10 protein-coding genes and 1 riboswitch are annotated in these 12,260 nt (G+C 62.2%); of the genes, 4 read left to right on the forward strand and 6 right to left on the reverse strand.

Going from position 1 to position 12,260, the window contains the following annotated elements:
* Positions 1-34: 34 nt before the first annotated feature.
* Positions 35-277: a DUF4235 domain-containing protein gene (locus ACNPN0_RS01905; protein WP_105657090.1), complete on the reverse strand. Its 243-nt coding sequence runs from the start codon at positions 275-277 to the stop codon at positions 35-37.
* A gap of 84 nt (positions 278-361) precedes the next feature.
* A riboswitch (TPP riboswitch) is annotated at positions 362-482 on the forward strand.
* 65 nt (positions 483-547) lie between these two features.
* Here ACNPN0_RS01905 and ACNPN0_RS01910 point away from each other — a divergent pair.
* Positions 548-1,156 (forward strand): ECF transporter S component, encoded by a 609-nt coding sequence (locus ACNPN0_RS01910; RefSeq protein WP_105657012.1) that lies wholly within the window; start codon positions 548-550, stop codon positions 1,154-1,156.
* On the forward strand, positions 1,153-3,480 hold the full coding sequence (locus ACNPN0_RS01915) for an ATP-binding cassette domain-containing protein (protein ID WP_448937606.1): 2,328 nt from the start codon (positions 1,153-1,155) through the stop codon (positions 3,478-3,480). The genes ACNPN0_RS01910 and ACNPN0_RS01915 overlap by 4 nt, the downstream gene beginning before the upstream one ends.
* Here ACNPN0_RS01915 and ACNPN0_RS01920 read toward each other — a convergent pair.
* Positions 3,477-4,352: an aminodeoxychorismate lyase gene (locus tag ACNPN0_RS01920; RefSeq protein WP_105657010.1), complete on the reverse strand. Its 876-nt coding sequence runs from the start codon at positions 4,350-4,352 to the stop codon at positions 3,477-3,479. The two genes, ACNPN0_RS01915 and ACNPN0_RS01920, sit on opposite strands and share 4 nt — an antisense overlap.
* A 166-nt stretch (positions 4,353-4,518) precedes the next feature.
* On the opposite strand from ACNPN0_RS01920, the gene cls reads away from it, so the two are divergent.
* Positions 4,519-6,015 carry a cardiolipin synthase gene (gene cls / locus ACNPN0_RS01925; protein ID WP_286134130.1) on the forward strand — a complete coding sequence of 499 codons (1,497 nt, stop codon included), beginning with the start codon at positions 4,519-4,521 and terminating at the stop codon, positions 6,013-6,015.
* Positions 6,016-6,025: 10 nt separating this feature from the next.
* On the opposite strand, the gene ACNPN0_RS01930 is transcribed toward cls, so the two are convergent.
* The 4 genes from ACNPN0_RS01930 to ACNPN0_RS01945 form a co-directional block, all read right to left on the reverse strand.
* The gene (locus ACNPN0_RS01930; protein WP_448937607.1) at positions 6,026-8,035 is read right to left on the reverse strand and encodes a chorismate-binding protein; all 2,010 of its coding nucleotides are present in this window, start codon (positions 8,033-8,035) and stop codon (positions 6,026-6,028) included.
* Positions 8,022-8,531: a low molecular weight protein-tyrosine-phosphatase gene (locus ACNPN0_RS01935; protein WP_105657007.1), complete on the reverse strand. Its 510-nt coding sequence runs from the start codon at positions 8,529-8,531 to the stop codon at positions 8,022-8,024. Before ACNPN0_RS01935 ends, ACNPN0_RS01930 begins: the two co-directional genes overlap by 14 nt.
* Before the next feature lie 139 nt (positions 8,532-8,670).
* A complete protein-coding gene (locus ACNPN0_RS01940) occupies positions 8,671-9,294 on the reverse strand; it encodes a LysE family transporter (protein ID WP_105657006.1) in 624 nt (207 codons plus the stop codon).
* Entirely contained in the window at positions 9,291-9,803 is a 513-nt protein-coding gene (locus ACNPN0_RS01945) for a MarR family winged helix-turn-helix transcriptional regulator (protein WP_105657005.1), read from the reverse strand. Before ACNPN0_RS01945 ends, ACNPN0_RS01940 begins: the two co-directional genes overlap by 4 nt.
* Before the next feature lie 72 nt (positions 9,804-9,875).
* Here ACNPN0_RS01945 and ACNPN0_RS01950 point away from each other — a divergent pair, with 72 nt between their 5' ends.
* Positions 9,876-12,074, forward strand: a complete 2,199-nt coding sequence (locus tag ACNPN0_RS01950; RefSeq protein ID WP_448938838.1) for an MMPL family transporter — start codon at positions 9,876-9,878, stop codon at positions 12,072-12,074.
* Positions 12,075-12,260 lie beyond the last annotated feature (186 nt).

Genomic DNA, 12,260 nt, shown 5'->3' on the forward strand with positions numbered 1-12,260 from the left:
GGGGGGGCCCCCGCTTTTGGCTCAACGCCGAAGCTTACTTGGTGAACTTGGCAACAACCTTGTTGGCGCTGCGGTCAGCCACCGTCTGCAGGATTGCTGCGACCAGGGCCGAAACGACTGCGAAGCCTAAGGCACGGCGGAAAGAAGCTTCCGCTGCTTCCTCAGTGCCCTTGCGTGGTGCTTTGCTGCCGGTTGCCTTCAACCAAAGGAAATCAACCAGCTTGCCGCCGAGCATGCCAGCGCCAACGGTGATACCGGTAGTGGCAAGTTTCTGCACTTTATCCATTTTTTCCTCGCGATCAAGCTCTTGACATATCGTTCCTCTGCCCAGCATACCTGCGGTATGGTGGGGGAGCAGTAATTATTCCGACAGGGGAGCGTCAGACTTTTAAAAAGTCGCAAGACGCTGAGAGTGCGATAGATCGCAGACCCTCGAACCTGCCCCGGCTAGTACCGGCGAAGGAAGTCGAGCATCTCGGATGCGGATAGGCGCGGCAGTATGCCCTCATTCCGTCCATCTCCCCTCCTTTCCACAGGAGGACCAGCAATGAACGAAACAGTTTCGAAGCAGCGGACCGGCTGGCGTGTAGTTGATATCGTCGTCGCCTCGGTGATCGCCGTCGCTTCAGGGGTCATTTTCTGGGCGTGGAGTGCCGGCTATGGCCTGTTCTCGCTCGCCTTTGCAGCTTTCCCGCCAGCCACCGCGTTGCTCACCGGCATGTGGCTCTTCCCGGCGGTGCTCGGCGCACTGATCATCCGCAAGCCAGGCGCCGCAATCTACTGCGAGCTGCTGGCCGCTGTAGTTGAAGCGCTGCTCGGCTCGCACTACGGCTTGACCGTACTGATCTCCGGCCTGGTCCAGGGCCTGGGTGCAGAGCTGGTCTTCGCAGCATTCCGCTACCGCAAGTGGAACCTGGGCGTGGCGCTGCTGGCAGGCTTGTTCGCCGGCTTGTTCGCCGGCATTTCCGAGGCCTACATCCTGGCCTACTATGTTGAGTACACCGCCGGAATGAAGATCTTCCACGTGATCGCCACCGGCATTTCCGGCGTAGTCGTCGCAGGGCTTCTGTCCTGGTTGGCCACGCGCGGACTGGCGAAGACCGGCGCTCTGAGCGCCCTGCCGAGCCGGCGTGCGCACCTGGAAAGCGCAAAATGAGTTCCTTTGCCAATTCCGGCGCAGCCTCGCTGACCCAGCGCGGTGCCGCCATCACCGCAACGGGGTTCGGCTGGCAGCACTCCGAGAGGCAGAATCCTGCCATCTCGGGACTGGACCTTGTGATCCACGCCGGTGAGAAGGTGCTGCTGGTCGGTCCATCGGGCGCCGGCAAGTCAACCTTGCTGCACGCGATGGCCGGGTTGCTGGAAGCGGATGAGGACGATCAGGTCGCTGGCCGGCTGCTCATAGATGGCAGCGATGCCTTCATCCGGAGCCACCCGGTGGGCTTGATGCAGCAAGACCCGGAAACCCAGGTAGTGCAAAGCAGGGTCGCCGATGACGTGGCCTTTGGCGCCGAGAACCTCGGAATGGATCCCGAACTGATCCGCCAGCGGATCCCCGAAGTGCTGGACGCTGCGGGTCTGGGTGCGCTGTCCTTCGAGCACCGCACCCAGCAACTTTCCGGCGGGCAGAAACAGCGGTTGGCCTTGGCCGGCATTCTGGCCATGGAACCCAGCGTCATGCTGCTCGATGAACCGACTGCCAATGTGGACCCGCAGAGCATTGAGCTATTGCGCGATGCGGTGCTGAACGCCGCCCGGCTTTCCGGTGCCACGCTGGTCGTCGTGGAACACCGGATTGAAGCCTGGGCGCAGCATGTGGACCGGGTTATCGTGCTGCAGCCCGGTGGGGGAGTCGCGCACGATCTGGACCCGCAGCAGCTGTACACCGATGAAACGGTGCGCGAGGAGCTGGCTGCTGCCGGGCTGTGGATTCCAGGCTACTTCCCGCAGGTGGCTCGGGCAACGAACGGTGCCGGTGCCACGCTGCTGGAAGCGCAGCAGCTGGTATCCGCCCGCACCGCCACGGCACCGCGCACCCAAGCGGTGGACGTGAATGTGCAAGCGGGCACCGCGACGGTGATTCGCGGCGAGAATGGCGCTGGAAAGTCGACGCTGGCCTTGACCTTGGGCGGATTGCTCGTCCCGGCCGACGGCGGGTTGGCGGCCACCGCGCAACTGGCCGACGGTCTGGGCAACTCCCCGTTTGCCTGGAAGGCCGGTGCATTGATTGGGCGGATCGGTTCGGTGTTCCAGGAACCCGAACACCAATTCGTGACCCAGAGCGTTCGGGAAGAGCTGGCTTTCGCTCCCAGCCGCGCGCAGGCCAGCAGCGCCGATGCGCCGAAATACGAGCCGGCCCAGGTCCAAGCGCGCGTGGACGCGTTGCTGGAACGCTTGGGCCTGGCGCATTTGGCAGACGCGAACCCGTTCACTCTCTCCGGGGGCGAGAAGCGGCGCTTGTCCGTGGCCACTGTTCTGGCCGCATCCCCCCAGGTGCTGATCCTCGACGAACCGACCTTCGGGCAGGATGCGAATACGTGGAGGGAACTGGCCGGGCTGCTGGTTGAGGAATTGCAGCAGGGCACCGCGATCATTGCTGTGACCCACGACGATCACTTTGCCTCGGTGCTCAAAGCAAGGGACCTGGTGCTCACTGCCGGCACCCCGGAAGCTGGTACCCCGCGACAGGGGCCGGTGCTTGATGCGCCGGTAGGGCATAGCTGGTTGGCGAAGATCAATCCGCTGGCCAAGCTCGGTGCGGTGGCTGCGGCAACACTGCCGTTGATCACCACCTTGGATTGGGTTTCGGCGCTGGTGGTGATCGTGGCGACCGTGGTGTTCTTCCCCCTGGCAGGGCTGAGCCCGCTGAAATTCCTCAAGCGCGCGTGGCCACTGCTGATTGCCGGAATCCTTGCGGCGTGGGGCATCGCCTTGGTGGGCCAGGATAGCGGCATGGTCTACGCCCAATTCGGCGCCTTCAGCATCACCGAGGGATCGGTGGCCGGGGGCATTGCCACCGGACTGCGCGCTTTCGCGCTGGCCATCCCGTGCATCTTGCTGCTGGCCACCACGAATCCAAGCGATTTGGGCGGGGCGCTGTCTCAGCAGCTGAAGGTACCCCACCGGTTTGTGCTCGGGGCCTTGGCCGGCATGCGCCTACTCGGGTTGATGGTGGAAGAATTCACCACGCTCACGCTGGCCCGGCGCGCTCGCGGTGTCGGGAACTTCGGCACCGTGGGCCAACGCATCAAGGCAACCCTCGGCCAGGTGCTGGCCTTGCTGGTGCAAGCGATTCGCCGCGCCGGACGGTTGGCCACCACGATGGAGGCCAAGGGGTTTGGCACGGCCAAGCGCACATGGATTCGCACGGCCACCTTCACCTGGCGTGATGGCATGGTGCTGGCCACGGGGATCCTGTTTGGCACGGCCGCAATGGCTGCGGCCGTGCTGGCAGGGACCTACAACTTGGTGTGGTCCTAGCGGATTGCTTCGCTCAGGGCGCTGAGCTCTTCATGGAGCTCAGCGTCCAGGCGCAACGGCTTGGCATCGATGGTGCGCACCGGGGTCAGCAGGCGGATGGAGGAAACCAGCCACACGCCATCGGCCTGGTACAGGTCTTCCGGGCGCAACGGGCCGTAGCCCAGCTCCCAGCCATCCTGGGCCGCGGCGTCGAAAATGGCGCTTTGCGTGGTGCCTGGCAGGATGCCGGTTTCAAGCATCGGGGTCAGCAGCCGCTTGGTCTCGCCATCGCGCTGGGCTACCAGCACGGTCGAGGTCGGAGCTTCCAGGATGATCCCGTCGGCGGAGGTGAAAATGACATCATGGGCGCCGTGCTTGTGCGCGTAGCGCAGGGCGGCCATGTTGATCGAATAGGAAAGGGTCTTGGCGCCCATCATGAGCCATGGCGCACGTTCGGCCAGCTTCGAGTCGTAGCCGCGATCCAGCATCAGGACATCCACACCGGTTTCACGCTGTTCCCTGCCCAAAGCCGGGGCAGGGGTCACGGTGACCCAGCAAATGGCAGGATCATTGTCGTGCTCGCCGCGCGCGGCGACCAGCTTGACCACCGCTTCTTCAGCGCCGCCGGTGGCATCGAAATCGGCCACAGCGGTATCTACCGCGGCAAACCAGCTGCGCGCATCGGGAATGGCCAAGTCGGCAACTTCAGCCGAGGTCGCCAAGCGTGCCAGGTGCGCTTCGAATTTGCGTACGGCCTGGTTGGTGTAGAGCATCGATTCAAAGATGCCATCACCTCGCGTCACTCCCTGTGCTGTGACCAGAAGTTGCGGTGCAGTGATGTCTGCAAGACGACCAGCCGGATAGGCCGGATCCAAGAATACAAGTGAGCTCATAAAGACAGATTATCGAACCCCAGCGTCTTCTGCGCGATTTCTGCAGGCGGAGATTCAGACAAGTCCGGCAATGTTCGATAAGCTAAGCGAAGGATTTTGGCCTGTACATCGCAGATCAGAGGCCGATAATGCCGAATTCGCGGGGTGTAGCCAAGGGGGTGCCCGAGTGTGGCCAAGTAATGAAGTCTTCTTGCAGATTGGCGGCGTTCTCTGGAGCGTGCTGGTCGCAATAGAGCTAGCGGTTCGCTACTTCATGATCGGCATCGTTCCGGGCAACCGGCGCCCCACCACCGCCATGGCATGGCTATTGGCTATCTTCTTCCTGCCCGTTGTGGGACTTGTCGCATACTGGCTTTTCGCCAATCCGCACCTGTCGCGCCGCCGCTTGGAAAAGCAGCGGCGTGCGCACGATGAAATCATGAAGGCCACGAGCCACATGCAGCTGCCCGAAGAATTCCATTCCCAGGAGGAATGGGTCGAATCGGCAGTCATGCTCAACCGCAATCTTGGTGCCATGCCGCTGGAAGGCGGCAACCAGGTAGAGGTCATTTCCGATTACCGGGCTTCGCTCGATGCCATGCGCAAGGAAATCGATAACGCCACCCGCTATGTGCACATCCAGTTCTACATCATGGGCGATGACCCGGATTATGTTGGACCGGTACTCGATGCGCTGGAAGCGGCCGCGGAGCGCGGCGTGCACGTCCGGTTGCTCTTCGACCACCTGGGAACCTTGCGCGTCAAGGGCTACAAGGATTTCAAGAAGCGGCTGAAGAAATCCGGTATCAACTGGCGCCCGATGCTGCCCATCGACCTGATCGGCCGTCGTTGGCGCCGCCCGGATCTGCGCAACCACCGCAAGATCCTCGTTGTTGATGGCGAGGTGGCCTTCACCGGAAGCCAGAACCTGATTGAACCCGGCTACAAGCGCGAGTCCTCGCATAAGGTGGGCCGCGAATGGGTTGAAATGATGCTCCGGGTCGAAGGTCCGCTGGTGCGCAGCCTCGACGTCACTTTCGCTACCGACTGGTGGCAGGAGGACGACGACCAGGAAGTGCTGATGGACATGGCCGAGGCCCGCCACCCGCTGGCCTATGAGGAACGTCCCGGTTCCACCCTGGCGCAGCTGCTGCCCAGCGGCCCCGGATACGGTACCGAGAACAACCTCAGGCTGTTCAATACGCTGATCTATTCTGCCTCCGAACGCCTGGAAATCACCAGCCCCTACTTCGTTCCAGACGATTCGCTGCTCTATGCCATCACCACTGCCGCCCAGCGCGGAGTAGAAGTGGAATTGTATGTTTGCGAAGAGGGCGACCAGTTCCTGGTGCACCACGCGCAGCAGTCCTACTACCAGCAGCTGCTGGAAGCCGGCGTGCGCATTCACCGCTACCCGGCACCGATGGTGCTGCATACCAAGTGCTTCACCGTGGATAACGACGTGGCCGTGGTGGGATCCTCGAATATGGACATGCGCTCATTCAGCCTGAACATGGAAATTTCCGTGATGCTGCTGGGCAAGGAAATGGTCGATGCGGTTAACCAGGTGCAGAACCACTACCGCGGGATTTCCTCGGAAATCACCCTCTCGCAGTGGCGCCGCCGTCCTCGCATGCAACGCTGGATCGACAATGTGGCTCGCTTGACGGCCACCTTGCAATAATTCAGTTGGCTTAAGTGTCTTGCGGGAAACTGGCGCCCAGTGCTTGAAGCACGCCGCGGGATTTGGTGATGACCTCGTCCCACTCTTCAGCGGGCACCGAATCAGCGGTGATTGCCCCGCCAAGGCCCAGGCTCAACCGCCATGACTGGTCAGCTAGCCGGTCGCACACCAGGGTTCGGATCACCACGGAGAAATCGGCGGCACCATCAGCACCCAGATACCCCACGGCCCCGGAGTACAGGCCGCGGGCACGGTGCTCTTCGAGCTCATCCAAGATGCTAATCGTGGACAGCTTCGGTGCACCGGTCATGGAGCCCGGCGGGAAAGCTTCGCGCAGGGCTTCGGCGGCCAGCTGCGGGGCGGATAGCGTGGCGTCGATGGTGGAGACCATCTGGTGCACTGTCGCGTAGGTTTCCACCGCGCACAGCCGGGCAACCTTCACCGACCCGGGAACCGCATGGTGCGACAGGTCGTTGCGCAACAGGTCAACGATCATGATGTTCTCGGCCCGGTCCTTGGGATGGGTGGCCAGATCATGCTTCAACGCGAGATCTGATTCTTCATTTTCGCCACGCGGCCGGGTGCCCTTGATCGGCTCGGCCCGCAACTGCCCGTCCTTGGACAGCGCGAGGAACCGTTCCGGTGAAATGCTGGCGATTTGGAGATCAGTGAAACGCAGGTAGTGGGCAAACGGTGCAGGGCTGGAGCGGCGCATCCGGCAGTAGGCCTCGAACGGATCGAACAGTTCGGCATGGGCCGTCAGTTCGGTAGTCAGGCAAACTTCGTAGGTGTTGCCTTCATAGATCTCGCGTTGGGCCTGGCGTATCTTCTGCTTGTAGCCGGCTTCGGTATCCGCGCAGCTGAACTGCGGGATAGGCAACGGGTGGTGGGCGCGCAGTTCTGGAGGATTGCCCAACCGGATGCTCAGCGCTGCTGCCGGTTCGCTAATGCTGTGCAGATGCATCTGGCCTTCTTGATGGTCAATGACCACCACGGTATCCGGCGCAAAGAACTGGGCATCGGGGCGCACCCGCCCGGGTTCAACCACTGCCTGCAGATCCGCGGCGCCGAGCTCGCGCTTGAGCTCATAACCGAGGTACCCCACCCATGCCGGCAGCGGGTAGCCGACTTTAGCGGTGGTTCCGGCAGGCCAGAGGCCTGTCAGCGCGCGGAAGAAATCCTCGCCCAGCCGTACTTGCGCTCCGGGCAAGCTGACGGTGGTGCCGTGGCTGGTGGCGCTCAGTACCGGGGGCTGTTCTGCCGCCGAAAGCGCGATCACCGAGTAGCGGTTGCGTCCCAACGGGTCGCTGAGCTTATGGCTTGTTGATTCCAGTAGTGCGGCATGCGGAAGGGACCGGGCCAGTTCCTCGAAGAGTGACGCCGTATCGGCTGGCGCCTCGTAGCTCTGGCGGAAGGTTGGGGCAGTGGGGGACTGGTCGGAAGGGAGGCAAAGCTGGCGCATCATGGCCGGCAGGTAGCGGCAGGAACGCGCCCAGATCTCGATGGGGTCGTGGTCGCCAGCGGCATCAATGATCAGGGTTGCTGCGGCGTGCGGCTGATGGGCCAGCAGGTACCGTTCCTCTTGTTCGGCCCACATCTGCCAGTACGGACGGTAGGCCTGTCCATCGCGTGCCAGCGCCCGGTCGCGGCGGAAGCTTTCGGGTGCTTCCAGCCAGATCCCGATATCGAGGAATTCTCGGGCGTCGGAATGGATCGCTCCTACGCCTTCGATGATCACTACCTCGGCCGGAGTGAAGCTCTTGGATGCGCCAAGGGCACCCGCGGCCCAATCCCAGGTGGGGTAGGTGATCGTGTTGCCTGCTGCGAGCTGAGGCAGGATCCGGTGGTAGAGATCGAAGGACCGGTGCAGCCCGTCCCAACCGTGGTAGAGCTCTTCAAGGCGCAAAATAGCTACGGAGGCGGTGGCTTCCAGGTATTTCGCTAGGTCTGTTGCAAAGGTGCTTTTGCCGGATCCGGAACGCCCGTCAATGGCAATCAGCGTTGGTCTAGCGGTTTCCACGAGAGGCGATGTTACTCCGCACGTAATCTACAAGGGCAGGCAGGGAAGCAGAAATGAGTTTCCAGGTCTCGCGGAAGTCTCCGGCATCACCGTACCAGGGGTCATAGATGCCCTGCTGGTCGTGCGGGGAGCTCGCGGTTCCCGGATCAAAGGAACGGAACATCCGCAGTTGCGGACGTTCGCTCGGATCGATTTCGGCCAATTCGGGAACGAGTTCCTCGAAGTGGTCGGTGTCCATCGCCAGTACGAGATCCATCTTGGCGATTTCGTCCGAGTCGATCTGGGCGGCAATGTGCTCAGATGCATCAAGGCCATGGCTGCGCAGGGTACTGGCAGCACGCTCATCGATGCGCTTGCCGACTTCACCGTCGGTGATGGCTCGCGATATGACCTCGACCTGCGAGACCTCGGCATCCTTGAGCGCATTCTTGAGCATGTACTCGGCCATAGGCGAACGGCAAATATTTCCCGTGCACACGATCATTATCCGGAACATGGCATCAGTCTATGGGCACAAGGCGATTCGATCGATAGCTACGCGCCCGTTTCCCGGCAACAAATCGGCAACGATTCGGAAATTGGCCCGGGAATCGGTTCACGGCTAGGAGTTCTACGGCAAGAGCGGGGCGAAAATGCTAGTGCATGAGCAGCAGGAGCGCGGCGACCAGGATGAACAGTACGCCGAAGAGGACGTTCAGCAGCTTGGCGCCGCGGTAGGTCGCGGTGAAGCGCTGGAAGGTGCGGGCCGTGCCGGCAAAGAAGAAGAACATCACCGCGATGTCCACCACGATGACCGTGCCGATGAAGATGGCATATTGCGCCAGGAGCGGCTGATCGGTGCGGATGAACTGCGGGGTGAAAGCCAAGAAGAAGACGATGGCCTTCGGATTGAGCAGGTTGACCAGGATGCCCCGGTTGAGCATGGACCAGCGGGTCAGACGGTGCCCGGTGCTGGTTCCATCGGAGGCGACCTCCGGCTTGGAAAGCAGCATGCGGATACCGAGATACACCAGATAGGCAGCGCCTGCGTAGCGGATGATGGCGAACAGCAACGGCGAGCTGGCCACGAGCAAACCGACTCCTGCGGCAACGATCACCACGTGGATCAGCAAGGCGATCTGCTGCCCGAGCACGCCCCAAATGGAAGCACGCCAGCCTTGGCGCATTGAATTGCTCATCGTGTTGATGGCTCCGGCGCCGGGGGTGAAGCTGATGACGATGCAGGCGCTGAGAAGGGATATCCAGAGTGAAAGGGTCACTGCTTAAGGCTAGTGTCCGTCGCGCTCTTGGCTGGTTTCGTTGCCCGCTGTGTTACGACTTCTTCGCGCGCGCTGTCCACGCCGGCGACGGCTTCTGCCATGAAGCGGGCTATGACCTGCAGCTGCTGCTCGTCGTAGTGGCTGATCACTTCCCGCATTTTGGCACCTAGCGGCATGAACATTTCCATGCCCTTGCCGCGGGCTTTGGGTGTCATGGCGATGCGGATGACACGGCGATCCCGGTCCGAGCGCTGGCGCTCGATCATTCCCAGTTTTTCCAGGCGGTCGAGCATGGCGGTGGTAGCCGGGGAACTCAGTTGCAGGTCGCGGCTCAGGTCGCGCGGGGAAGGCAGAAGGCTGCGCTGCTCGTATTTCATGATGATCGACAGCGCATTCATATCCGTACGGTGCGTTGCGTAAAGTGCTCCGGTGGACTCAACGTAGCGGTCCGAGGCTTGGCCGAATTCCTGCAGGAGCATGACCAAATTGTGCTGTTCTCTTGCGCTCATAGGCGCAATCCTAGTCGGAAAAGCATTTAATAGCCTGGGAAGTATTTCTACGATGGAAGTAAGTCTTGTAGTATGGCATTCGGATCGCCCTTTGATCCACCGCCAGCAATCATGAGTGAGGACGGATCAGTGGCGCATGTAGCGAAAACCGACCAGCCATCGGGCAAGAAGCGATTGGACAAGAAGGGTATCGGCATCAGGGCAGGAATCTACGCCCTGCTGATCATCCTCTGGCTGGGTGTAGCAGGAATCGGCGGCCCGACCTTCGGCAAGCTTTCCGAGGTCCAGACCAACGACCAGACCTCCTTCCTCCCGGCCACCGCCGAAGCAACCGAAGCCCTGGAATGGCAGAATAAATTCCGCTCCACCGAAGCAATCCCAGCGGTGGTCCTGCTCACCAGCGATGGCGAGGTCAGCAAGGAAACTGCTGGAGGGAGCGGCGAGGCGCTGAAGGACTTCACGCATCTGGACGGGCAGATCACCGGGCCCTTCCTCTCCGAAGACGGCAAGGCCGCTGAATTCATCGTTCCGGTCTCCGGCGAGGTGGAGGCCGATACCGGAGTCGAAGAGCTGCGTTCGCTCCTGGCCGCCGAGAAGCCCGAAGGTACCACCGCCTATGTCACTGGGCCGGCAGGCTTCAGCGCCGACCTGGTCGAGGCCTTCGGCGGCATCGACGGCGTGCTGCTGGGCGTGGCCCTGGTAGCTGTGCTGGTGATCCTGCTGCTGGTCTACCGTTCGATCCTGCTTCCCTTCACGGTGCTGCTCACCTCGGTCGTCGCGCTGTGCGCGGCAATTGTCGCGGTGTACTTCATGGCATCCGAAGGCTGGATCCGGCTCGACGGCCAGGCCCAGGGCATCTTGTCCATCCTGGTCATCGGTGCGGCTACCGACTACTCGCTGCTGTTCGTGGCCAGGCACAAGGAAGCGCTCATGGCCGGCCAGGACAAGTGGCAGGCCGTGGCTTCCGCATGGAAAGGCTCGCTGGAACCGATTGTCGCTTCGGGCGGCACCGTGACGGTGGGCCTGCTGTGCCTGCTGTTCTCCGATTTGAACTCCAATAAGGCACTGGGACCCATTGGCGCCTCGGGCATCATCTTCTCGATCATTGCCGCGTTGACGTTCCTGCCGGCGGTGCTCGGCTTGCTGGGACGGGCCGCTTACTGGCCCTTCCCGCCCAAGCCGGTGGCCGTGGACGCCCAAGGCCAGGAGAAGGAAGGCCTGTGGGGCCGCATTGCGCGGTTCGTTGCCAGCCATCCGCGCCCGATCTGGATCATCACCGCTCTGGTTCTCGCCGTGGGAGCGCTGGGCATGACCCAGCTCAAGGCCCATGGCGTGCCGCAGAGCGAGCTGGTGGTAGGCGGTTCGGAGTCGCGTGACGGGCAGATCGCCCTGGGCGAGCACTTCCCTGGCGGCACGGGATCCCCGGCCACGGTGATTGTCGATGAAGCCGAAGCGCAGACGGCCCTGGAAAAGGCCCTTGATGTCTCCGGCGTGGATTCGGCCTACTTGCAGGCTGAAGACGGCGGACCGGCCATGGCCGCCCGCGGGGCCGAGCCAATGAGCGTCGAAGGCCGCAACCTGATGTCGGTGACGCTGGCCGATGCGGCCGACTCGGATGCCGCCAAGCAGACCGTGGTCGAGCTGCGCGAGCAGCTGCATGCGGTCGACGCCGACGCGCTGGTCGGCGGCACCACTGCGACCCAGCTCGATACCAATGAGACGGCCATCGCGGATCTGTTCAAGATCATTCCGATTACCCTCCTGGCCATCTTGCTGATCTTGATGCTGCTGCTGCGTTCCATTCTGGCTCCGGTGCTGCTGATCCTGACCACCGTACTGTCCTACGGCACGGCGATGGGTGTCAGTGCGCTGGTCTTCAACAATGTCTTCGGCTACGTGGGTGCCGATCCATCCGTACCGCTGTTCGGCTTTGTCTTCCTGGTGGCGCTGGGCGTTGACTACAACATCTTCTTGATGACCCGTGTGCGCGAGGAATCCTTGAAGCGCGGAACCCGTGAGGGCATGCGGGTGGGCTTGAAGGTCACCGGCGGCGTGATTACCTCCGCCGGCGTGGTGCTTGCCGCTACCTTCGCCGCACTGGGTGTGGTGCCAATCATGTTCCTGGGCCAGTTGGGCTTCATCGTGGCCTTCGGGGTGCTCTTGGATACCTTCGTCGTGCGAAGCCTGCTGGTGCCGGCGCTGGTCGAAGAAATCGGACCAAAGGTCTGGTGGCCCTCGAAATTGGCGAAGAAGGAATTCGAGCTGAATTAGGCAGCGCGGCGGCCTGTCCCGGGAGCCCTAGTGGTGAACGTCTCCCGGGGCAGCAGTGCAAAGCGGGGCCGCTCACAGACGGGCCCCGCTTTCGCACTGTAGTATGGGTACTTGTGCGTCACCGGAAAATTCTGTGGCGCATGCGTCGACAGTTTAGATTTCCCTCCTGTGGATCGCCCGGAAAAC

The organism is Glutamicibacter sp. AGC84, from assembly GCF_053543575.1.

Excerpts from the sequence above, each read along its gene's own strand:
- ACNPN0_RS01910 (WP_105657012.1), top strand. The coding sequence starts at position 548 with ATGAACGAAACAGTTTCGAAGCAGCGGACCGGCTGGCGTGTAGTTGAT.
- ACNPN0_RS01915 (WP_448937606.1), top strand. The coding sequence starts at position 1,153 with ATGAGTTCCTTTGCCAATTCCGGCGCAGCCTCGCTGACCCAGCGCGGT.
- ACNPN0_RS01920 (WP_105657010.1), bottom strand. The coding sequence starts at position 4,352 with ATGAGCTCACTTGTATTCTTGGATCCGGCCTATCCGGCTGGTCGTCTT.
- ACNPN0_RS01935 (WP_105657007.1), bottom strand. The coding sequence starts at position 8,531 with ATGTTCCGGATAATGATCGTGTGCACGGGAAATATTTGCCGTTCGCCT.
- ACNPN0_RS01945 (WP_105657005.1), bottom strand. The coding sequence starts at position 9,803 with ATGAGCGCAAGAGAACAGCACAATTTGGTCATGCTCCTGCAGGAATTC.
- ACNPN0_RS01950 (WP_448938838.1), top strand. The coding sequence starts at position 9,876 with ATGGCATTCGGATCGCCCTTTGATCCACCGCCAGCAATCATGAGTGAG.